Annotated in this window: 23 protein-coding genes; 12 read left to right on the top strand and 11 right to left on the bottom strand. The window is 67.6% G+C overall.

What is annotated here, in order from left to right; genetic code table 11:
- The first annotated feature begins 115 nt into the window (after positions 1 to 115).
- From MEICH_RS0121475 to MEICH_RS0121510, 8 genes are all read left to right on the top strand, one after another.
- On the top strand, positions 116 to 844 hold the full coding sequence (locus MEICH_RS0121475) for a hypothetical protein (protein WP_169730722.1): 729 nt from the start codon (positions 116 to 118) through the stop codon (positions 842 to 844).
- A gap of 9 nt (positions 845 to 853) precedes the next feature.
- On the top strand, positions 854 to 1,450 hold the full coding sequence (locus tag MEICH_RS0121480; protein ID WP_157202960.1) for a hypothetical protein: 597 nt from the start codon (positions 854 to 856) through the stop codon (positions 1,448 to 1,450).
- Entirely contained in the window at positions 1,450 to 2,475 is a 1,026-nt protein-coding gene (locus tag MEICH_RS30355) for a hypothetical protein (RefSeq protein WP_245587738.1), read from the top strand. The genes MEICH_RS0121480 and MEICH_RS30355 overlap by 1 nt, the downstream gene beginning before the upstream one ends.
- 37 nt (positions 2,476 to 2,512) lie before the next feature.
- Positions 2,513 to 3,289, top strand: a complete 777-nt coding sequence (locus tag MEICH_RS26415) for a glutamate racemase (protein WP_036219975.1) — start codon at positions 2,513 to 2,515, stop codon at positions 3,287 to 3,289.
- Positions 3,286 to 3,828, top strand: a complete 543-nt coding sequence (locus MEICH_RS0121495; RefSeq protein ID WP_027894327.1) for a hypothetical protein — start codon at positions 3,286 to 3,288, stop codon at positions 3,826 to 3,828. Before MEICH_RS26415 ends, MEICH_RS0121495 begins: the two co-directional genes overlap by 4 nt.
- Positions 3,829 to 3,931: 103 nt before the next feature.
- Positions 3,932 to 4,255, top strand: a complete 324-nt coding sequence (locus MEICH_RS0121500) for a hypothetical protein (RefSeq protein ID WP_245587739.1) — start codon at positions 3,932 to 3,934, stop codon at positions 4,253 to 4,255.
- A 217-nt stretch (positions 4,256 to 4,472) separates the two neighbouring features.
- Positions 4,473 to 4,889 carry an IS200/IS605 family transposase gene (tnpA, locus tag MEICH_RS0121505; protein ID WP_036219977.1) on the top strand — a complete coding sequence of 139 codons (417 nt, stop codon included), beginning with the start codon at positions 4,473 to 4,475 and terminating at the stop codon, positions 4,887 to 4,889.
- Positions 4,882 to 6,006, top strand: coding sequence for an RNA-guided endonuclease InsQ/TnpB family protein (locus tag MEICH_RS0121510; RefSeq protein ID WP_027894330.1), 1,125 nt, complete (start codon positions 4,882 to 4,884; stop codon positions 6,004 to 6,006). The genes tnpA and MEICH_RS0121510 overlap by 8 nt, the downstream gene beginning before the upstream one ends.
- Positions 6,007 to 6,042: 36 nt before the next feature.
- On the opposite strand, the gene MEICH_RS26420 is transcribed toward MEICH_RS0121510, so the two are convergent.
- The gene (locus tag MEICH_RS26420) at positions 6,043 to 6,675 is read right to left on the bottom strand and encodes a hypothetical protein (RefSeq protein ID WP_051304419.1); all 633 of its coding nucleotides are present in this window, start codon (positions 6,673 to 6,675) and stop codon (positions 6,043 to 6,045) included.
- 88 nt (positions 6,676 to 6,763) lie between these two features.
- Entirely contained in the window at positions 6,764 to 6,934 is a 171-nt protein-coding gene (locus MEICH_RS29015; protein WP_157202961.1) for a hypothetical protein, read from the bottom strand.
- Between the two features lie 248 nt (positions 6,935 to 7,182).
- Between MEICH_RS29015 and MEICH_RS0121525 the strand changes: the two genes are divergently transcribed.
- Complete coding sequence (locus MEICH_RS0121525; protein WP_027894331.1) at positions 7,183 to 8,124, top strand: site-specific integrase; 942 nt, start codon at positions 7,183 to 7,185, stop codon at positions 8,122 to 8,124.
- A gap of 393 nt (positions 8,125 to 8,517) precedes the next feature.
- Positions 8,518 to 8,964 (top strand): hypothetical protein, encoded by a 447-nt coding sequence (locus tag MEICH_RS0121530; RefSeq protein WP_157202962.1) that lies wholly within the window; start codon positions 8,518 to 8,520, stop codon positions 8,962 to 8,964.
- A 37-nt stretch (positions 8,965 to 9,001) separates the two neighbouring features.
- Here the strand turns inward: MEICH_RS0121530 and MEICH_RS0121535 are convergent, their stop codons facing one another.
- From MEICH_RS0121535 to MEICH_RS27505, 5 genes are all read right to left on the bottom strand, one after another.
- Positions 9,002 to 10,573 carry an ATP-binding cassette domain-containing protein gene (locus MEICH_RS0121535; protein ID WP_027894333.1) on the bottom strand — a complete coding sequence of 524 codons (1,572 nt, stop codon included), beginning with the start codon at positions 10,571 to 10,573 and terminating at the stop codon, positions 9,002 to 9,004.
- A gap of 46 nt (positions 10,574 to 10,619) precedes the next feature.
- Positions 10,620 to 11,513 carry an ABC transporter ATP-binding protein gene (locus tag MEICH_RS0121540; RefSeq protein ID WP_147372772.1) on the bottom strand — a complete coding sequence of 298 codons (894 nt, stop codon included), beginning with the start codon at positions 11,511 to 11,513 and terminating at the stop codon, positions 10,620 to 10,622.
- Positions 11,510 to 14,329 (bottom strand): class III lanthionine synthetase LanKC, encoded by a 2,820-nt coding sequence (gene lanKC / locus MEICH_RS0121545; RefSeq protein ID WP_084542463.1) that lies wholly within the window; start codon positions 14,327 to 14,329, stop codon positions 11,510 to 11,512. Before lanKC ends, MEICH_RS0121540 begins: the two co-directional genes overlap by 4 nt.
- A 322-nt stretch (positions 14,330 to 14,651) precedes the next feature.
- Entirely contained in the window at positions 14,652 to 14,762 is a 111-nt protein-coding gene (locus tag MEICH_RS30775) for a class III lanthipeptide (protein ID WP_218022933.1), read from the bottom strand.
- A 351-nt stretch (positions 14,763 to 15,113) separates the two neighbouring features.
- Positions 15,114 to 17,459 carry a hypothetical protein gene (locus tag MEICH_RS27505; protein ID WP_157202963.1) on the bottom strand — a complete coding sequence of 782 codons (2,346 nt, stop codon included), beginning with the start codon at positions 17,457 to 17,459 and terminating at the stop codon, positions 15,114 to 15,116.
- A gap of 949 nt (positions 17,460 to 18,408) precedes the next feature.
- Between MEICH_RS27505 and MEICH_RS0121555 the strand changes: the two genes are divergently transcribed.
- Entirely contained in the window at positions 18,409 to 18,615 is a 207-nt protein-coding gene (locus MEICH_RS0121555) for a hypothetical protein (protein WP_027894336.1), read from the top strand.
- On the opposite strand, the gene MEICH_RS29020 is transcribed toward MEICH_RS0121555, so the two are convergent.
- Complete coding sequence (locus tag MEICH_RS29020; RefSeq protein WP_157202964.1) at positions 18,584 to 18,748, bottom strand: hypothetical protein; 165 nt, start codon at positions 18,746 to 18,748, stop codon at positions 18,584 to 18,586. The genes MEICH_RS0121555 and MEICH_RS29020 overlap by 32 nt on opposite strands.
- A gap of 135 nt (positions 18,749 to 18,883) precedes the next feature.
- On the opposite strand from MEICH_RS29020, the gene MEICH_RS26430 reads away from it, so the two are divergent.
- On the top strand, positions 18,884 to 19,702 hold the full coding sequence (locus tag MEICH_RS26430) for a DUF1385 domain-containing protein (protein ID WP_051304421.1): 819 nt from the start codon (positions 18,884 to 18,886) through the stop codon (positions 19,700 to 19,702).
- 118 nt (positions 19,703 to 19,820) lie between these two features.
- Here MEICH_RS26430 and MEICH_RS30535 read toward each other — a convergent pair whose 3' ends face one another.
- The 3 genes from MEICH_RS30535 to MEICH_RS0121580 form a co-directional block, all read right to left on the bottom strand.
- Positions 19,821 to 19,946, bottom strand: a complete 126-nt coding sequence (locus MEICH_RS30535) for a hypothetical protein (protein WP_275052634.1) — start codon at positions 19,944 to 19,946, stop codon at positions 19,821 to 19,823.
- Between the two features lie 145 nt (positions 19,947 to 20,091).
- The gene (locus tag MEICH_RS26435) at positions 20,092 to 20,619 is read right to left on the bottom strand and encodes a hypothetical protein (RefSeq protein ID WP_036219978.1); all 528 of its coding nucleotides are present in this window, start codon (positions 20,617 to 20,619) and stop codon (positions 20,092 to 20,094) included.
- On the bottom strand, positions 20,603 to 21,344 hold a 742-nt coding region (locus MEICH_RS0121580), incomplete at its 5' end, for a TraB/TrbI/VirB10 family type IV secretion system protein (protein WP_476695759.1). The genes MEICH_RS26435 and MEICH_RS0121580, both read right to left, overlap by 17 nt.

Here is a 21,344-nt window from a genome sequence, read left to right on the forward strand (position 1 = left end):
GCTTTCGTGCTGAACTGCCTCAACTACCGCAAGGTCCAGGCTAAAAAAGCCGCCCTGGAAGCCTTCTCCTTCAACCCCCTCTCCGCTTTGAGGTGCCTGGGGTTGCATACAAAAGATGTATAGCGGTCAAGTCTGCTACCCCTCCCCCCACCCCACCCCGATGAGCGGCTGGTTGCAGGCGATCTTGCTCGCGCTGCGCCACGCCCCCCTGCCCCAGCCGGAGGACGCGCTGCGCCTGCCCTACTACGGCCAGAGCCTGCTGGCCCTCAGCCGGGTGGGCCCGCTGGCCGGGGTGGCCGGGCCCTCCTACGAAGACGACGTCGACCGCGCCGAGGGCCTCTTCGAGCAGGCCCTGCGCGCGGCGGCGGCCACCTCGGGGCTCTCGGGCGTGCAGAAGCCCTACGCCCCGGGGCTGTGGCGCCTCGAGCAGCTCAAGCGTTTTTTCCCGCCCAGCCACCCCCTCATCCAGGAGGCCTTCGGCTACGCCAGCTTCTTCCAGGTGTGGAACCAGCTCACCTTCGGCACCGTGCCCGACCTCACCGCCCGCTGGGCCCCCGGAGAGTACGCGCTGGCCCAGGCCCAGCGGGCGGTGGGCTACTGGTACGTGCCCATCAAGCTCAAGATCGTGCTGCAGCAGCCGTGGCTCATCCCCCAGCCCGACCTGCCGCGCCTGCGGCCGGTGGCCCCCTACTTCCTGCCCTACACCGTGGAGCGCACCCACTGGTCGTGGGTGAGCGTGCCGGAGGGCTACCGCATCCCCCGGGTGACGGGCACCCCGGGGCTGGGGGTGACGGGCGGGCCGGCCTGGGACGCCGACGCCCTTTACCGCGCGCTGCTGCGCTAGGAGGAGTGCGTGCGAAACATCGTCGTGATGGTCGTGGCTCTGCTGGCCGTGACCCGCCCCGCCCTGGCCGACCCCGTCGACGAGCTGGCCCGGGTTTACTCCGTCGTGCGTCAGGGGCTGTGCAAGCTCAAGATCACCTGCGCCCTGCCCGCCGACGTGCTGTTGCCGGCGGGCTACAACGAGTACCGCCCGGCGGTGGAGCAGGCCAAAGAGGCCCTGCTGCTGGGCCCGCCCGTGCGCATGTCGTGGGCCTACGACCTGCTGGCCCGGCGCTTCGCGGGCGAGGCGGCCGGCTGGCCGCGGGTGAAGATCGTGGTCGACGCCCGCGAGCGCCCCTCCCTGGCGGGCTGGGAGCAGGAGCGGCTGCGCGCGCACGTGCAGGTGGTCAGCGGCGGCGAGCAGGGCGACGCGCTGTCGACCCTCACCGGGCTGGGGCTGCCGCTGGCCTACTTCCGCGGCCCCTACGGGGAGAAGCTGTACTTCGTGGTGGGCAACGACCTCTTCCTCGAGCCCAAGGGCCCGCTGGCCGAGTCGCTCAAGCCGCTGCTGCTCACGGCCATCGAGCTCATCGAGGCGGCCTCGCAGCGCCAGAAGGAGGTGCGCTGATGGGGCGCGCGGCCTCCCGGTGTACCGGCGTCAGCCGGTCCCGAGGGGGATCGTTCCCAGCCCTGGCCCTGGCCCTCGCGGGCGTGCTGGCGGGCGTGGCCCGTGCCCAGGCCTCCCCCGCCGAGCTGTGCGCGGCGCTGCCCGCCGCGCTGGTGCCCAGCCTCCCCGGGCAACCGGTGGCCAATCTCAGCGTGAGCCCCGAGGGGCTGGGGGCGCCCGGGGTGCTCACCCTGCGGGTGCGGGTGGAGGGCTGGGTGCTGCAGGCCAGCCTCAGCGTGCGCGCCGAGCGGCGCTGGGACGAGCGCGGGGGCCTGCTCGACCTGTGGGCGGGGGGTACGCTCGAGCGCACCCTGGCCTACGGCCCCCTCCAGGCCGCCGACAACGGGGTCTACACCTTCACCCTGCGGGCGCAGGTCTGCTACCGCCTGAACGGGGTGGTGACGGGAGAAACCCTCACCCAGGAGGCCCGGGTGCCCGTGTTCATCCCCTGGGCCACCGCCGACCTGCCCCGCCTGCTGTGGCGCGAGGCCGAGGCCGCCAACTACGTCAAGGGTCTGGCCAACGACGTGGCCGGGGGACAGCCCATGTTCATCGAGGGGTTGGTGGTAGGCCTGGCCGACCCCGTGCGGGCGATGCTGCGGGACTACCTGGTGAAGGGCTACCTCAATGAGGGCCACTACCCCCCGCGCTGCGCCGGGACCTGCTACGCGGTGGCCCCGGTGCAGCTGCGGCTGTACGCGGTGGACGGCGCCCGGGCGGGCGGGTTGTTCCAGCAGGGCTGGGCCCAGCTGGGGCTGTACGGCGGCCACAAGGACAGCCGCGCCTTCGAGGTCGGGGGCAAGGGGGTCGCCGGGGTGCTCCTCGTGCGGGGCTACCGCCACGACTACATCCTGCTGTCGGGGAAAGGCGACTTCAGCGACCCGCAGGTGCAGGTGGTGGAGATGCCCAAGGGGGGCGCCGAGACCCTGCGCCAGGCCCTCGCGCTGGCGGCCCTGCAGTCCCAGGCCAAGGAGGTGCGGCCGTGAATTTCACCTTTCGTCGAGTACATCAAAGGGGGGCAACGTGAGTTTCGTGGGTCTGTTCGATTCCGGGGTGGGTGGGGTGTCGGTCCTCCAGGCGCTGCGGCAGCAGCGCCCCGATCTCGACTACGTGTATCTGGCCGATTTGGCCTGGGCGCCCTACGGCCCGCTCCCCCCGGCACGCATCCGGGAGCGAGCCCTGCGCATCGGGCACTGGCTCCAGGCAGGGGGGGCAGGGATGGTGGTGGTGGCCTGCAACACTGCTAGCGCGTGGGCAGCGTCTGCCCTCGAGCGGGCCCTCGAGGTCCCGGTGGTGGGGATGGTCGAGCCCACGCGAGAGGCTCTGGAGGCTGGTGCGCCGGGGGGAGCGCTCGAAACGGTGGTCTGGGCCACCTCCGCTACCCTGCGCAGCGGGGCCTACGCGGGGGTGGGGACGGTGGTGGCCACCCCCCTGCTGGCCCCGCTGGTGGAGGCGGGGCACCTCGACGACGGGGTGGCCACCGCGGTGGTGGGGGAGTACCTGCGCTGCCTCCCTCCCGGTACCCGGAGGCTGGTCCTGGGCTGCACCCACTATAGCTTCCTGGTCCCCCTGATCAAGCACCTGGCCCCCCACCTGCAGGTCGTCGACTCCGCCCACCAGGGGGCTGCCTGTGCCGCCCGCCAGGGCTTGCCGAACGGTGGGGGCGGGAGCGTGCGCCACTTCGCCACCGGCGAAGCGGCCGCCTACCAGCTCACCCTCAGGGCGTTGGGGGTGACGGCCGAGGTGAAGGAGGTGGCGTTGGAGACGGGCGCGGAAGTGACGGCGGAGGTGGCCGCGTGAGCCCGGTCTGGGGGTGGATCATTGCCCTGCTGGCCACCCTGGCGCTGCACCTGGGGGCGAGCGGGTGGCGAGTGGGCTGGGCACTGGGGATCGCAGGCCAGGCAGTGCAGCTGGCCTACGCTCTCCTGAGCTACCGCCCGGGTTTTTTGCTGGTCATCGCCGCCACCACCTGGGGCTATGTGGTGCAGTGGCGGGAGCACGAGAAGCCGGCGCAACCGCGCCCGCTGCCCCGCTGGGCCTGGCCCCTGGCGGTGGGGTCGGCCTGCCTGATCGCGCTGCTGGCGTGGAGGGAGTTCCACCTCTGGAGCTGGGGCATCGGCTTCTACGGCGCCAGCGCGCTGATCCTGGGCCGGGTGTACCCGGGGGCCTGGGGATTGGGGGTGCTGGGGCAGGTGCTGTGGCTGGGTTACGGCCTGGCCAGCCAGGAGTGGGGCTTTGTGGCTTTCGCCCTGGGGGTGAGCAGCGGCTACCTGCGCAACTGGGGACGGGCCCGGCGTTTGAGGGGGGAGGCGGATGCGAGGGTACTGCCCAATCCCTAAGTGGCTGCTGGCACTGCTTGCGCTCCTGGGGTGGGCGTTGGCTCAGGGCCAGCTTCCCCAGCTGGCCCGACCCCAGGCCCAGCTGCTCGGCCGCGAGGAGGAGGTGCAGCGCTTCGTGGCCTACCACACCCAAAGCCTGCTCCTGGTGGGCTCCACCCCGCCGGTGGGGGGCCTCGAGCGCCTCCTCGGCGGCAAGAGCCTCACCGTGGTGACGGGGGAGGCCGACCGGGGCGCGTTGGCCTGGCTACAGGGGGCGCGCTACAGCCTGCGGCTGCTGCCAGGGCGGGTGCGCGGGGGCTTCCTGCTGGCCGACGACCGCTACCTCATCGCCCGCCAGCAGGAGCGCTGGCTGCTGCTGGACCACCCCCCCACCGTGGTGGCCCTCAAGCAGCAGCTGCTGCTGGCGCTGCAGGGCGTCGGGCGCTAGGGCGGAGGGAAGGCGAGGAAGGGCCGGGAGGAGACTCCCGGCCCCGTTCGTTGGGTTGTGCCTGTGCCGGTTTTAGAGAAAAGAGGGGGTGTGGGGGAGCTATAATCCCCCGGTTCTCGCCTCGCCCTGGCGAGGCGACGGGGATACATGGACTCCCCCACGTGCTCCGAAGGAGCACATAGCATGGTGGGCGGTCATTTTGTGGTATCATGTGCATGTGCCCGAAGAGCGCACCACACGACACTCACACTACAATTTGAACTACCATTTCGTGTTCACCCCCAAGTACCGCAGACACGTTTTTCATGGCGCAGTGCGGGAAAGGTTGATGCAGGTACTCCGGGAGACCTGCTTGATGCGGGACTGGATAGTTTTGGGGATGGAGATAATGCCCGACCACGCCCACATCTTCGTGTCCGTGCCGCCCAAGTGGTCGCCCTCGGACGTGGCGAAGATTCTGAAAGGCGTATCGGCTCGGCGCATCCTGCAAGAGTTCCCGAAGCTACGGCGGGCCAAGGGCGGCGGTCATTTATGGACGCCCTCCTTCTACGTGGGCAGCGCCGGGAACATCTCGGCTCAAACCATCCAGCGCTACATCGAGTCCCAGCGCAAATACCAGGACGACGATGCGTAAAGCTTTCAAGTATCGCCTCTACCCCACCAAGCCCCAGGCCCGCGACCTGGAGCGCACCCTCGCGCTGTGCCGCCAGTTGTACAACGCGGCCTTGCAGGAGCGTAGGGATGCCTACTGCAAGGCGGGCAAGACGGTGGGCTTCTACGAGCAGAAGCGCCACCTGCCGGAGATACGGGCCGAGTTGCCGGAGTACAAGGGTGTCCACTCCCAGGTGTTGCAGAACGTGGTGGAGCGGGTGGACAAAGCCTTCCAGGGCTTCTTCCGGCGGGTCAAGGCAGGGGAGAAGCCCGGCTACCCCCGCTTCAAGGGGAAGGAGCGCTACGACTCCTTCACCTTCCCCCAAGCCAACCAGACCGGGGTCAAGGTGCAGGATGGGCGGGTACTGCTGTATGGCATCGGCTCGGTCAAGTGCAAGTTCCACCGCCCCATCCAAGGAGCCATCAAAACCGCCACCCTCAAGCGGGAAGGCGAGCACTGGTACATCGTCTTTGTCTGCGAGGTCGAACCACAACCACTCCCTGGAAACCAAGAGGCCATCGGGATAGACCTCGGCACCAACCCCAACTTCCTCATCACCTCCGACGGGGAGATGGTCCAGGCCCCCCGCTATTTCCACAAGGCGCAGGCCAAACTCGCCGCTGCCCAGCGCAGCCTTGCCCGCAAGAAGCGGGGCAGCAATCGCCGCAAGCAGGCCAGAAGGCGGGTGGCCAAACTGCACCGAAAAATCGCCAACCAGCGCAAAGACTTCCACCACAAAACGGCAAGGAAGCTGGTCAATACCTATGGAACCATCGTCCATGAAGACCTGAACGTCCTCGGCCTGGCCCGCTCCCGCACCGCCAAAGGGGTGCTGGATGCAGGCTGGGCGCAGTTTCTTGCAATCCTCGCCTACAAAGCGGAAGAGGCTGGTAGGCGGGTCGTGGGGGTAGACCCCAAACACACCAGCCAGGACTGCCCCGTTTGCGGGCACCGAGAGAAGAAGCCCTTGTGGGTCAGGGCGTTCCAGTGCTCGGGGTGCGGCGGCTACTTCCATCGGGACGTGGCTGCTGCGATAAATGTCTTGGCTAGGGCTCGGACGGAGCCTTCGGGGATGGATACGGCAGTAGCCGTTCCGTGAGAACCGAGAAGCCTCGGACTTCAGTCCGAGGAGTCGTCACAGGTAGACGCTGCGGATGTGCGGGTGCGGGCGGCGCTCGGCAAAGCTGGCCGCGGTGCCCACGACCTTGAAGGGCGGGCGCAGCGGCAGGGCCCCCTGCCGCGCCAGGTCGTCGAGCCAGGTCAGCAGGGGGCGCGGGTCACGCCCCCCCTCGGCCAGGAACTCCCGCCCCCCGCCGTCCCTCAGCCGCCAGGCCTCGCGCTCGAGGACCCAGAAGGGGTCTACCGGGTAGCCCAGCTGCCGCACCACCAGCCGGCAGGGCTCGTCCCAGTCGGCCGCCAGCAGGTCGGAGTTGACCGCAGCCTCCGGGCAGTGCCACTTCAGCAGCGCCAGCGCGGCCATCACCGCACGGCCGTAAGGGCGCTGCTCGACGAAGCCGGTCTTGCAGAAGCCGAAAATCCGGCCGCCTTCGGTGTGGTCGCGCGGGGTGAGCACGAAGTCCTCGTAGTCCCCCCCAGGCTCGACCCCGTTGAAGTACACCAGGTCGGGCCGCAGCACCGGCCCCTCCCCCGGGCCGCGGCCCTGCAGCGGCGGCAGGTAAGGCCGCAGGGTGGCCAGGTCCCGCGCCACGGCGGGGAGGGCTTGCTCGAGGGCCTCGGGTCGCACGCGCCAGTAGTGGGTGATTCCCATGCTTTACCTCCTATCAGGAGGTATCATATCATTTTGTGGCAAACCCGTTCCCGTGGCGGCCCAGGGGACGGGCCGCCTGACCCCCGGCTCAACCCCTCAGCCCGTAGCGCGGCAACTCCTCGCGCGCCACCTCCAGCTCCTGCAGCAGGTAGTGCCCCCGGCAGCCCACCCGGATCCACCGCCGCAGGAGCAGCCTCCGCCCGCGCCGCTCCACCACCCGCCAGCCCCCCGCCGACCTCCCGTCGTGCGCCTCGTGCATGGCCATCGCCTCCTCTCTTGATGATATATTATTATTTTATAGGAGATGACGGAGGAGAGGCAAATCACATTCTTATATCCTTTATTAGATAAGGGCGCCCTTCCCAAGCCCACCCCGCCCCCTCTTCTTCGCCGCCCTCGTTGCGCATGCGCGTGCGCGGGCACAGGCGCTCACCCAGGGCAACGGGGAGGGGAGGGGCCCGGTATCGGGCGGTAGCGCCCTGTTGTGTTTACGGGTATATTTAGGCCATGTTACTGCCCTCCTCCCCCCTCGACGAGCCCGACACCCGCCGGGAGTGGGTGGAGGCCGCGCTGGGGCGCTGGGACCGCGCGGCCTTCGGCGAGGCGCTCTCCTACGCGGCCAAGCTCTTCGGCTGGCGCGAGGCCAACCTGCAGCGCGCCATGGAGAGCCTGTTCTACTGGCTCAAGGAGCAGGGGCGGCGCTGGCCGGCGCTGGAACGGGGCGACCTGCTGGCCTTCTGGGCCCTGGTCGAGCGCGGCCAGCCCCCACTGGCCAAGCGCCCCCTGCGGCGCCCGGCGACGGTGTACTCCTGGTGGTGGAGCCTGCGGCGGGTGCTGGCGGTGATCGAGTGGGCCGGGCTGGAGGTGCCCCCCCTCGACTTCCCCCCCCGCCCGAGCTACCTCAGCTCGCGGCCCCACCTCTCCGACGCGGAGTTCGCCCGGCTGCTGCGGGCGGCGCAGCAGCACCCCACCGGCGCGCTGCGGCGGCTGGGGGTGGCGGTGCTCTACCTGCTGGGCGAGGCCGCGGTGGCCTCGCGCGAGCTGTTCGCGGTGCGCCTGGCCGACGGCGACCGCGCACGGCGGGAGCCGCGGGTGCGCGGGGCCAAGGCCCGCGAGGTGCCCCTCTCCGAGGCGGCCGCCCGGGCGCTGGAGGCCTACCTCGACGACCGCGAGGTGGTGCTCGCGGGGCAGCCGCTGGGCAGCCCCTACCTCTTCGTGCGCATGACCAACAAGCGGGGCGGGCTGGGCCGGCCGCTGGGCGCCGACACCCTCAACGGGCTGCTCGAGCGGCTGGAGGCGCTGGCGGGGCTCGAGCGCGAGGGGCTGCTGGTGCCGCTGCGCTGGCGGGCGGTGCGGAAGCTGCTCGAGCAGGGCCTGAGCCCCCAGGAGGTGGCCCGGCGCACCGGGCTGAGCACGGTGGTCGGGCGCGGGGGGAGGGGGCGGGAATGAGCCCGGGGGCTTGCCCCCCCGCCCGCGAGCGCCCGAGGGTCGGGGGCGTGGCCCTGCCGGGGGGGTGATGCTGCTGTCGGGGCAGCGCCAGGCTGAAGACGGGCACATCGCTGACGGTACCCTGGTCGGAGTACTGCTCGACCAGCTCGCACACGTCGAGGCTGCTGCCGTAGGCGAGGCGGACCTTCACGCGGGTGGCCGTGCTGGTGACCCTGGGCATAGGCATATGGTGCGGGTCGGCAGGGGTCGGTGTGCTAGTTTTGGAAAATGGAAAGATCAAACCGCGAACTCATGCAGTTCGCCATCGTTTTTGGTGCACTGGGGGTGGCTTTTCTGGCCAGTGTCCTGTTTGAGCCAAGCCGAAACCGCAGCTCTCCATCTGAGCCCTATCAAATGCCGACCGCCGAGGGCGTGGTCGGCCCATTCATTTTCGACTCGGTGGTCGCCGGCGACGAAAACTGGGGGCCCTGGCTCGAGCAGTCCCTCGAGGTTGTCGCCAGCCAGCTAGGCTACTCGGTGGTGCCTGAGCTCAACTGGGGCCAGTGCACCTCGAGGGAGTTCGCCTCTTCCGATGCTTCAGCCAAGGCGCTGGTGCGGGGAGACCCCTACCAGCAGGCCATCAAGCAGAGCATTCTGGAGGCCGGGTACGCGACGTACCTGCCCCGGCCCGAGGTAACGTCCCTGCCCGAAGCAGCCCTCTTGATGGGCCTGTGGGGCGGCGGTGACGTGTACGCCCCGCGCGACGGCTCGGAGGGCGAGTTCGTCGTGAGCACCTGGTACCTTAACACCATGCGCGAGAAACCGGCTCAGGTGCTTTGCGTGCTGAGCCTGCCGCGCTAGCCCTCGCCCGGCTCAAGCGCACCCGCGCGGGTGCGCCTTAGCCCTGCGGCTCCTCAGCTGTGGCTGGATGCAGCGCAGGTGGCGTCAGGTGGACCACCCGGTCGAAGCAGCCGCGGATCTGGTCAGCCCCGTGATGGATCATGACAAGCACCTTGCCCCGGGTACGCTCGAGGACCAGCTCTAGGAGTGTCTGACAACTGTCTGGGTCGAGGTTTGCAAGGGGCTCGTCCAAGATATAACAGTCTGAGTCCTTCAACAGAGCCACCAACACCCCGAACTTTTTTTTCTGACCTAGGGAGAGGCTATCGAAGGTCCGGTCGAGGTGTTCAAGTAGCCCTAGCCGCGCCGCGAGCGAAACGCCCTCCTCTGCCTGCCCCGGCGGTAACAACTCCCGCAGGGGCAGCGGTGGGAAGAAGACCGGCTCGATCAGCGCACTCACTGACTGTGGGCGCGCCACCGAGCCGGTGCTAGGGCCCAGCAGTCCCGCGATGATCAGGGCTAGGGTGCTCTTGCCGGACCCGTTCGGGCCTTCGATGAGTACCCGCTCTCCCGGCACTACCCGCAGGTCAAGGCTGTTTAGGACCTCCCTCCCGTCGTAGGCAAAGCTCACTCCCTGCAGCGCGAGTGACCCCTCCGCGGCCTCCCCTCGAGCGACAACCTCCTCTGCCTGTGCCAGCATCTTCGCCCCACGATTGGCAGACGCAGCTAGCTGAGAGAGCCTAGGCACGGCGTCAAGGAGACGACGCAGCCCGTTGACAGCAAACCAGTAGGCGTTCATGAAACCCATCAATCCCCCGATGGTCAGGTTGCCGGTTAGCACTGCGTACCCGCCACCCAGGATCACCAGCAGTTCGACCCAGCCGAGGAACATCCCGCTGAGGGTGCCATAGAGCTCGGCGTTGCGCACCCGCTGGTAGAGCCGGGCCTGAAACCGCTCGAACTGCGCGTCGAAGGCCCGAAGGCTAGCACCTACCAGGTCGAAGATCCGGGCGGTGCGGTAAGCCCGCACTGCCGACGCGACCACGCCTCGTAGCCGAGCCTCCTCCTCCTGTTCATCCTTAGATTGCGACTGGATCCGGCGGGCGAAGCGGCCGGAGAGCACGTAGAGGACTAGGGTGACAAGCCCCAGCACGGCGGTGAGTTGCCAGGACAGCAGCACCACCACGGACGTGCCGCCCAGCAGCAGCGCCACATCGCGGGCGATGCCCAAGGTGACATCCACCGTGGGCTCGGCGGTGTTCTTGGCCTCATCGTAGGTGCGCGAGAGATAATAGGCCTCGCCATCGCGGAGAACCTGCTCGTAGGGTAGCCGGTAGTAGGCCCCTAGTAAACGGCGGGCTAGGTCTGCGGACATGCGGTTTTTGAGCCTGCGGGCGTACAGCTGCGACCCCAGGTCAGACAACCGCAACAGTGTGACCAGGGTCAGTGCACCCGCGCCCACGCCTAGGAAGAGTCGTACGTCCCCGGCGGCGATCCCTTGATCGAAGAGCAGCTTGACCACCAGCGGGTTGATCGCGGCCGTGATAGCGGCGTTGGCGAAGGCCCAGGATGAGGCTAGGACAAAGGCTCGTCGGTGTGTACCCACCGCAAAGAGCAGCTTTCCGATCAAGGGGCAGCCTCCTCCCCCAGGATACAGGACGGGCGCGGGGTGGTAGTCAAGCTCCCAGGCGGAGGCGCGTAGAGCGTGTTGGCCTTCGCAGGATCATCACTAGCCTGCGAAGGCCATTCACCCCGTTCCAGAAGCTGTTCATGTACGCGAATAGGCCACCGAAGGTCAAGATCCCCACCAGCACCCCCAGCGCGCTCCCCAGAAACACCACGGACTCCACCCAACCCGGAACCGATTCCTGCAACGTCGAAAAAGCCCGAGCGCGCCGGAACTGAGCGTATATCCCAGCGTGAGCGATCTGGAGGAGGCGCTCAAGCGCGGCCCGTGAGTTTTCCCCCCCCGCATACGCACGAGTCAGGGCCTGGCGGAGGTCCTCCTCGAGCGATACGGCAGGGCCCTCGACGGCTAGCCGTCCGAACCAAGCAGCCATGGCGTAGAGCGTGGCTGTCATTATAGCCAGAGCGAGGGTAAGTTGCCACGACAGCCACAGAGCGACGGTCACTCCCCCCAGCAGCAGCGCCAAGTCCCGCGCCACCCCCAGCACCCTGTCCACGGCGGTATCGGCGGCCTGCCGTGCTGCACCATACGCGAATCCCGGTCCTTCGGGAGGTAGCCCCGTCGTCAGGTCTGCGGACTCCTGGCAGACAAGGTTGCCGAGTACCAGGCGCGTGACCCGGGCATCCTTCAGCCGCCGGGCATAGAGCAGCAGGCCGATGTCACTGAAACGTAGGAGGACCGAAATTACCAGCGACCCCGCCCCGAGCAGAACAAAGGTCGGTATATCACCCGCCACCACTCCCCTATCAACCAGGTAGAGCAGCAGGATCGGGTTAACCGTGGCGATCACGGCGGCATACGCGAAAGCCCAGGCCGCGGCCAGGGCCAAGGACGTATGCCTGGGCAGGACCAACCACACGAGCCTCGAAGGGACTGCGCTCATGTCTTCGCCTCCTGTGAGGAAAGCAAGGATCCCGCCTGATCTGCCAGGCGCCCTACGTGCCCTGACGAGTCAGCCAGAGCGCCACCTGGGCACTCATGCAGGAGCGGATCAAGTAAGAAGTTAGGGTTAGCCCCTCCACGGAGCAGGCGGTGCAGGAACAGTGCGATGCCTGCTGAGCCGGTTCCGTAGTCTGCGCTCAGCCGCTGCAGATCGTTCCCGGGAAACACCACGCCGCCGGGCCTCTCGACGGCGAACAGGCGGACCCCGCGAGCCACATTAAGCGCCTCGATGAGAAAGCGGGGTTCCTTTAAGAACTGGTGGCAGTCGAGGAGGAAATGGCCCAGCCCCGACAGCCCAGTGAACAACCCCGGGTAGATGGCGTACTTGCGGCAGGTGTCGGGGATTAGCTCTTCGAGCCGAGCCCGCAACACGGGGTCGCCGGTGACGATGCTGTAGCGCAACGCAGCGGTGCCGACCCCGGCGCTGCCGTAGCGCCAGTAGGGCATGCCGATGTGGAGGGTGGCCGTGTCCTCAGGGTATGAGCGGTAACCGTCCCGGGTGGGCACCGAGTAGCTCAGGTCGAACTCGAGGGCCCGTTGCCCCACCTCCAGGAAGCGCCTATCCCGCGTAGCCAGGTGCAGGTAGAGGAGGAAGGTGGCGACCCCCGATGACCCGTGGGCATAACCGATAGGGATACTCCCGTCCTCCCGCGGCCAGCGGCAGCCACGCTCATCTTCGGTGCGGCTGCGCAAAAGGATCTCGCCGATGCGAGCAGCCGCCTCGAGACATTCCAACTCGCCCGTCAGGCGCCACAAGGCCAAGCCCGCCAGCCCGCAGCCCGCTGCACCCCAGTAGAGGTCCCACACCCTGAACAGCAGGGGATGGCCGAAGGCTTGGCGCCAGATCTCCAGCGCCCGGTCCGGCTGGCCGAGCTCGGCCAGGGCCCAGGCGATGCCGGCCATCCCGGAGTAGAGCCCAGGCGCGTAACGGTCCTGGGTTACCTCGTGTGATCCGACCCACCGCAGCACCGCCTCCGGGACTGGTACCCCCACCGTTTTAAGGGCGTATGCCACCCCCACTGCCCCGTGGTCGAGGGAGAGGGGGTTAGAGCGGTCGGGGTCGCTGGGGAACAAGCGGTCCCTGCGGGAGGGGGTCGAGGTGGTCAGCAGATAGGAGCAGATACCGTTAAGGAGGGCTTCGAGCCAGTTCCCGGCGTGTGCTGGCGGAGTACGAACCGCCCGAGACCGGACGGGCTGAAGCCGACGCGTTTCGGGTCGCTCGAGCGCTGCCGCCACGGCGAGCGGGTCCGGGCGAGTCTCCTCGGTGGGATCCATCAGTGCCAAGATCAACTCCGTCGCTGCATCAGGGATCCCCACGTCCTCTTGGAGCGCTGTTAAGAAGACCTCATGCGCCCGTGGAGCCACGCTGAGAAGGTTGTTCATCGGGAACAGGAGGTAGAGCAGGAGCGCGCCCAGCGCGAAGTGGTCGTCGACGAACCGCACCTCCTCCTGCCGGAGCCGACTTGGGTGGCAAAACCCTGCGGTGACAACGTGCAGCGGGCGGTCGACCCCGGCTTCGTAGGCACCCTCGAAGTCGATCAGGCGCACCGACCCGTCCGCCAGGACCAGGACATTGTTGGGGGACAAGTCACCGAAGGCGACGCCATGGGCATGCAGGGTGGCTACGGCCTGGGCCATGGCGCGTCCAATGCCGAGAACCTGGTCGTACCAGTTCTGCAGTTGGGTGCGGCTTGGCCGGTACTCCAGCAGAGGGCTCAGGGTTGCCGGGTGGGCATGGAGCGGCAGCCCGTCAACGAATTCCTCGACGAGGAAGAGGTGCTCCCAGTCTTGAAATAGGTCGATTACCTGGGGGGCCACCCCAGCGGCGGCCAGCTTGCTGAGCAGACGGAACTCCTTGGAGAGGTTCTTCACCGCGTCATTGCCCCGGAGGTCGGTGCAAGTGTGGGGCCTCGCCTCCTTGATCACCACCGTGTCCCCGGACTCGAAGTCACGGGCCAGGTACACCCCGCCGGAATTAGAGAAGGCCAGAACTTCGTTGACTTCGTAGCGTCCGTCCTTGAGCGACGGTGACTCCAGCTCCGCGTTCACCACCTGAGATGCGAACGGATCTGACGCCCACGAAGGCGGGTTGAAGAAGGGGGTACGATCGTCGGGCACCATGCGGAAGTCCGGTGACACGATCATAGGCTGCACTAGGCCGGACGGCTGGAGCCGGGGGAGAGTGACGATCCCCCCGTAGCGGTAGTAGACCACCTTAGAGTCCTTGTAGCGCTGGTCCGAGAGGATATACGGCCCCTCGAAAGACGCCAGGGCATGGTATAGCCGCTCGATCAGCTCGGTGAAGTCGGGCTCACTCGAGGGATAAATCGTGAAGAACTTACCTGCCGCTCCCCGGTCCCACGACTTGGAGTTAGTCAGGAAGAGCATCTGCCGGTCGACGATGAACTTAAAAGGGGTTCTGGCTGCCACGCAGATCGGCACCACTGCAGCCAGAACCTCGGAGGCGTTGGGCACCGTGGCAGACACATGGATCTTCCAGCCTTGGAGGGGGATATCCACAAATGGGGGAAAGCAGTGGAACCAGATGTTAGCCTGGGAGACTCTCCAATCGACGGGCAGCAGGGAGGTGGCCAAGCTGGTGTACTCGTGGCCCGGCCGGTAGACGTCGAGCGACTCGTAGAACTCCGGGTCGACGATTAGATGAGTGAACACGTTGCGGCGGCGTACCTCCCGCCGCGCCTCGCGGGTCGTCGTCGGCCCACCTGAAGGGGTGGGGCTGTTCGCGTCTGGGGTCATATGGACCTACCGGATCAACAGACACGGCGGTGGCGGTCTCTTTAGGCGTTGGCCCTGGGTCGTCTAGTTCCTAATTCCGCCGTGTGCTGGTAGTTCGCAAGGGTTCCCCTGTTAGGGGCATCCTGCGTTCTGGGAGGAGCAGATGACGCTCAGGGTGCTCAGGTGCTGGGGCGCTGGGCGGCTGGTACCTTGGGGAACGAGCTTCTGCAACGCCAGTATCCTAGACATTCCTGGGTTCACCTCCCCGCGTGACGGTACAATGAGGTTCTCCAGTACGGCTGGCTAGGGAAAGCAGTGATCGGCGCACCCTGAGGCCGGCCTGCTAGCACCCGTTGCTGTTGGAGGAGCAGTTCGTACTGATGGCGCTCCAGCCCTGCGGGGCAGGGCGGGCGACTTGCGACGACAGCTTTTGTAAAGCCAAGATCCTGCGCATAACCCACACTCCTTTCGAGTTGCATCGGGCCGCGACGCGTGAGACCGCCGGTCGCCGGCGACCCCTCGTGGGGTCGGCCTCTTTTTAGCTTCGTTAAGGTTGCCTTCAGGTTGTCTCCAAGTTGCGTACGGCCGTGCTGCCTTAACAGCCTGTAGGCAACCCGAAAGCGGCATCGTGGAGACACGAGGTGATCGGTATGTGTAGACCACGGTCGTACCTGCAAATATGCCTGCTGCGGCTGGCTGTCCTGGCGCTCGTATGGGCTGGCCTGGCGTCGGCCGACCCGTCGGACCCGGGGGATGGCGGAGGGGTCAGCCCGAATGGCGGCAGCAGCCCGACCGCATCAGCGCCCTATAACCCGTAGGAACGCCGAATCTGCGCCGCGCAAGCCTCTGCACGCGGCCGTGCAGGATCTTGGGGAAGCAACACCTCCAGCAGGGCCTCCCATAGCTCAAGGTCGTCCTCTACCCGCTCAGCCAGCAGCATTAGCAGCTCAGGGTCCCGCGCGGCTAACACTGCACGCCGGAGCATCTCCTCGAGCTCGGCACGGGCACTGACGATCCCGGGGGCCTCGGAGGAGGGGAGTAGCGAGCCGCCGTACAGGGCCAGCGCCTCACGGAGGTTCCCCTGCCGGATCAGCTGTGAGACCTTGCCCCAGTCCGACTCGAACGGGACCGTGATCCGGTAGGGCCGCGTCCCCACGGGTACAGACTCCCTCAGGTAGGAGACGTGGGCCTTAAGGGTCGAAAGGTTGCCCTCGTCACCCTGCAGGAGCAGTATCAGGCGTTCGGCCGTAAGCCCCTGCGGGTACATGGCAAGCAGCGCCAAGATCTCTAACCGACGCAGGGGTAAGGGGATCCGCCTGGAGCCCATCCAGACCTCCGCCTTGCCCAGTAGGCGCAGTTCCACCCGTTCGCCTCCCCGGATCAGCGAGCGTAGCCGGTCGAAGGCCTCCGGCGGGCCTGCGAGGGCCCGAAGGCCGCTGTCGCTAAGCTCGGCCAAACGAGGTGCTGCCCGCTCCAACGTCGCCCTGGCCTGTTCCTCATCCCCGAGGTGGAGGTGGGCGTTCGCCAAGTAGAGCATCGCCTGGGCCTGCCGGTAGGCGAGCAACGGCGAACCCATGGCGTTCACCGACTGCTCCAGGAGCGGCAGCGCACGCCGGGGATCCTTTAGAGCGAGAGCCATCCCATAGGCCAGCAGCCCCCGCCGCTCATATACAGGGTGGGTCCCGCGTGCTAGGGAGTACGCTGCTTCGCCAACCTCTTTAGCGCGTTCGAACTGGCCAACCTCGAGGAGTGCCCGTACCAGATTGTTGCCCTCCGGCCCCCGCCGCGGCCTGGAGGCGGCCTCCCAATTGGCCGCGGCGTACTCGAGGGCACGGTCACCCTCGCCCCTCGCAAGGCAAAGAGCGGCGAGCGTAGAGCGCATCAGGCGGCTCAGGTCAGGGATTCCCCCGGCGCTCGCCAGGCTGTGTTCGGCCTCGCAGAGACGCTCCAGGCCCTTGAGTTCCCCGACCAGCACACGGGCATAACCCCAGTTGTTTAGCAGGGCGAGCCGCCGGTATACATCGCCCAGCGGGATCTTATCGGCCTCATGCAGCGCCCAGTCTAGAATGCGCGCCCCTTCCACATACTTGCCTAGCCCGAGCAGAGCCACCCCGAGCCCCTCGGCGTTGCGCACCACCTCGTAGGGCTCACCCTCCTCCTCGGCGAGGGCCAAGGCTTTCCGTAACACTTCCTCCGCAGCCTCGGGGTCCTGTACCTCCAGGGCCTTGCCAAGCTGGTAGAGAGTGAACGGGGTGCGCCGCGCCTCGACCGCTTCCTGGACCAGCGGCACAAAGCGGTCAATGGGAGCCAGGGTGCCTGCGTACAGGGCCCGCAGTTCAGGGGCGGCACGCTCGTTGAGGTATACTTCCACCTCCTCACGAACCAGGCGGTGCCTGCCCACCCGCACGCTAGCCGCCAGCCGCCAGAACAGGCATTCTTCTTGTTCCCGGATCGCTTTCGGCAACCGCTCCAGGAGTGCCAGGAGCTTGTGGTGCAGACCCTGAGCGTGCATGCGGTGGGCGGCGGGCGTGATGACCTCCGGTACCCGCTCCGGCAGATGGAGCGCGGCAAGTTCAAGCGCCTGTTCATAGCAGTGCTGCTCGAGGAGCAGTTCGAAGACCTGGCTATGACTGGGGTCGTCTACAACCCCTCCTGGAGTAGCCCACCCCGAGGGGGTTGGAACCCAGGGCTGCGGGAGCCCGTACCGCCGGGCCAAGGCTTGGCGGAAGAGCTCGTAAGCCCCCCGACTGTCCCGCCAGAGACTCTGGACCTTGGCCTGATCAAGGACACCCGCCATCAAGTAGGCTTCATCGAGCGTCAGGCTTATGTCCTCCGGGCCCAGAGTTACGGAGTCCCCGAGCTCTTGTAGAAGACCTGTACCGTCGACCTGGAGTACGAGTTGCGCCCTGCTGCGGCGAACCAGATGGTGTAAGGCCTCTGCAAGATCGGGGGCATGCTCTGCTCCGCTGACGGCGATGGTATACGGTCTCAGAAGGTCCAGGTAAGCTTCGGCGTGGTCGAGGGCGTACTGCCAAGGCCCGCCATAACGGCCTAGGGGGCTCAGGCCGGGCAACGTCTCCAGTGCCCTGACCAAGGTGTCGCCAACCGCTACCGGGTTTCCTGCAGCGGACCGGTCTAAGTCGATCCACACCAGCCGCTCGCGGCAAGCGCGGAGGCCGTAAAAGATGTGCGGGATACCCCACGTCCAATCCGCCCTGATCAATGTGGTGCCCGGCTGCGGCCGCAGCCGGGTTAGAACTCGCTCAAGCCACATACCAGTACCCCAGAGCTCCGCCTTCAGTGCAACAACGGCTCCACAGCATGCCCAAACCTCCTACCTCCGCACTCAAGTCGTAAGACGTGTACCGGACAACCGACTAGCCGCAGTAAAGGTGAGCCGTACGGGGGTGGAAGGCGCCAGAAAGAGCCGGTGGCCGAGCTGGCTGAACTGGTACTCTTCTAGAATACATCACCCGGGGCTAACTGCCTGGTGTCACTAGGTGGTTACGTGTAGTAAGATGCGCCCATGCTCCTCCCGGTTCACACCCAGGGAGTGTGTAGTCGTCAAATCTCATCCAAGGGGGCACCTTTAGCACCCCCGGTCGTCGTAATCTTGCGCCGGGGTAGGCAAGAGGCTCACCGCTAGCAGAGGGCTTGTGGTTGATCAGGTGCGTCGCCTAGCAGCTGGCACGGCCGGGCTTTTCCCTACCCTGCAGGGGCACCCCCGGACCAACCAAGCCTTCAAGCACAGGGCCCGGTAGGCCTGTGGGGCAGTGCAGACCTCCACTACCGCTACGCCTCGCCGGAGGCGCTTCCCGGGACCTACGGCGCTTGGGCCCGGCGAGCGCAGGCGCTGTGGGAGCGGGCGGCGGGACCCTGGGGACGGCCCCTCCTGGCAGGGGTTACCGGGTCTTCCACGACCAGAAGTACCCCATCACCCCCTCGGAGCTCACCCAGCAGAAAAACCCGGTGGTTCCGCAGGGGAAGGGATTCTTCATGACCACCCCGCCATCCGCGAACAGGGCGTAGCGCCTGACGTAGGCTTGACAGGTTTATCCAAGCTTTACCTCCGGGGAAACAGTGGATATTCTCTGGGGCGTATGCCGAAAACCGAGTTCTACGGATTGGTCATGAACAACCTCTACCTGCCGCCGCACGGCCTCAACAGGCTCTCCGAGGCCAAGAACCTTGCCCCCGAGATCCGCAACAGCCTGCGGTGGCTGGAGGAGAACGGCTTCAGCATCAAGGGCATCATCCCCATGACCGCGGGATCGTTCACCCTGCTGTTCGAGCGTCAGGTTCCCTGAGCTCGGCCTCGATCACGCCCACCCCGAGCTGCTTGGCCTGCTTCATCAGGTCGGTGGGCTTGTGGTACTCCACCGACCCGTAGCGGATGCACACCACCAGCGCCGCCTGCGCGTCGTAGCGCCGCTCGCCCATGCGGAGTGGCTGGTTTGAAGGTGGCGCTGGTCTCGGCCCTCCTCGCGCTGCGCTCGTAAGCCGGTGAGCCCCCAGCGGCGCACACGGCTCTCATCTTGCCCCGCGCCGCCCCGCCGTCCCCGCTACAATCAGGGCGTGGAAGCGAAGGCGCTCACGGCGCGGCTCATCGGGGGCATGGCCCTGCCGCAGGGGGTGTTGTTGATGAGCGAGGAACGGGTGGCCCTGGGCTACCACGACGCCCAGGGGCGGCTGCAGCTGTACACCCGCGACCTCAACCCCCACTGGGCGCGCCGGGCCGGGCCGGCGGGCACGCTGGGGCTGCTGCTCCTGGAGAGCCTGCGGGCTTGGTGGCGGACCCAGCAGGGGCAGGGGGAGGTCAGGGTGATCCTGGCGGGGGCGCTGGCGGGCGCCCCGCTGGGGCTGTTGCTGCGGGCGCAGGCGCTCTTGCCCGCCTGGCAGCTCAGCCTCCTCTCCTTGGCGCTGCTGGCGCTGGTGATCGGCTCGCTCTACCGCCTCTACGCCCCCTTCCGGCAGGCGCTTTGGCACAGCCGGCGCTACCACGGGGCCGAGCACATGGCCGTGTACGCGCTGGAAGCGGGCCAGGCCATGAGCCTCGAGGGGCTGCGGCGGCAGCCCATCCTCCACCCCTTCTGCGGCACCAACCTGGCGGCGCTGTGGTTGATGGCGTTCCCCCTGGTGCTCTTGCTGCCGGTGTGGCTCCAGCCCCTGATAGTTCTGCCGCTGCTGCCGGTGTTCGGCTGGATGGCCCGCAACAAGGACCGCCCCCTGGCGGGGAAGCTGGTGGCCATCGGCTACTGGGGCCAGCGCTACACCGTCGCACACCCCGAGGAGCGCCACCTCGAGGCCGCCCTCAAGGCGGTGGAAGGGTTGGGGTTGGCGCGTGGGGTTGACGTTTGTGGCGACGCGGGCCTGGTGGGTAGCGCTAGCGCTTAGGGCCAGGCGGCGCCTCGAGCCGCCTTGGCCCGCCCGGTGCAGCCCCGGTTGGGGCAAAAAAAGAGCCCCCTCGAGTCCCGGACACTCGAGGGGGGAGGGGAGCGGCTGTGGCTATCTATTACCTGGTGTTAGCCCGCCAGACAAGGTAGGCGATCCCGGCGGTCACCAGGACCCCCGGAACTATGCCGCCCATGAAGGCGAGCGCGGTCGCGGCAGCGGCAGCGACGAAAAGGATCAATTTCATACATCTTCCTCCTTTCAAAGCCCAGTAGGGCAGAAAGGAGAACCTGTGTCTGTTTTTCAAGCTCCCCGGAGAGCCTGAATGACTCAGGCCCTCCTGTAGAAGGATTATATACCGTCTATCCGCTCACGTCAGCGGCCGGGGCCGCTCAGCTGTACCACGGCGCCAGCAGCACCCGCACCCGCGGCTCCTGGGGCAGCACCCGCTTGAGATGACTCAGCCGCGAGGGGATCGCCACCCCCCAGAACTGCCGGGCGTACATCCGGCTGAAGCCGGCGTGCTTGCGGCGGAGGTCGGCGCGGCTGTACCCCAGGTCGTACTCGACGGCGCAGGGCCCTTCCTGCGTGTACCACACCGCGTCGGGCGTGGCGTCGAGGTGAACCCTCGCGGCGTCGGAGTACCAGTCCTCGCAGCGGGCCTTGAGCGCGTAGCGCATCTCGGCCACCCCCGCCAGGTGGCGCAGCGCGAAGTCGGGGAGGGCAGCCGCCTCCTCCAGCGCCACGAAGGCCACGCGGAACTTGCGGCGCCAGGTGGCCTCGTTGATGGTGTGCTCCACCAGCACCACCCCCTCCAGCCCCGCGGGGTCCACCCCCGGCCAGCGCCGCCGGAACTGGCGTAGGCTCAGGGCCTTGTCGCAGGCCAGCGACTCGCGCGGCGGCTCAGCGACCGCCCACATCCCCTGGCACCACCAGGATCTGCATGCGGGTTCCCGGCTCCAAGGTCCACACCCGCACCACGCTGGTGGAGTCGGGCGGGGCGGCGATCTGCTTGGCCGACCCGGAGAGGATGGTCAGCCCCAGCGGCGGGGGCGCGCTCGAGGAGGCCACCCCCCCACCGGGCAGGATGGTGGTGGAGGAGCTCTTGGAATAGAACTCGATGTAGGAGACCAGGCCCGAGGCGGCGCCCCGCAGCAGGTTGGTCACCAGGTTGGGGGCCTGTTCGCTGACGCTAGCCGGGACGCCCGCCACCCCCCGCTCGTCGAGCGCTACCGCCCGCACCACGTAGGCCATTTTCCCCTTGTAGGCCCGGTCGAACTGGATCTGCAGTCTCCCGGCCCTGTCCAGCGTGGCCACGCCGAAGAACACGTACCCTTCCTTGGTGCGGGCCATCAGCGCGGCCTGGGAGGACCCCTCGGGGATCACCACGCCCGAGACCAGCTCCCCCTGTTGCTTCTCGCCCACCTCGAAGGGGTACTCCGCGGCGGCCGGGGCGGCGGGAGTGACGGGTGTAGGGGCAGGGGCCTGGGCTCTCACTCCGGCGGGCTGGGGCAGCCCGCTAGCCCCCGTGCTGCCGTCGGTGGGCCAGGGGCCCGGGGAAGGGGAGGGGCCGGGGGCCGGCGGGGCGAAGGCCAACGCTCCGGCGTCGCCGGAACCTGGGGAGGGGCGCTCCCCGGCGCCTTCG

Source organism: Calidithermus chliarophilus DSM 9957 (assembly GCF_000430045.1).
Lineage (GTDB): Bacteria > Deinococcota > Deinococci > Deinococcales > Thermaceae > Calidithermus > Calidithermus chliarophilus.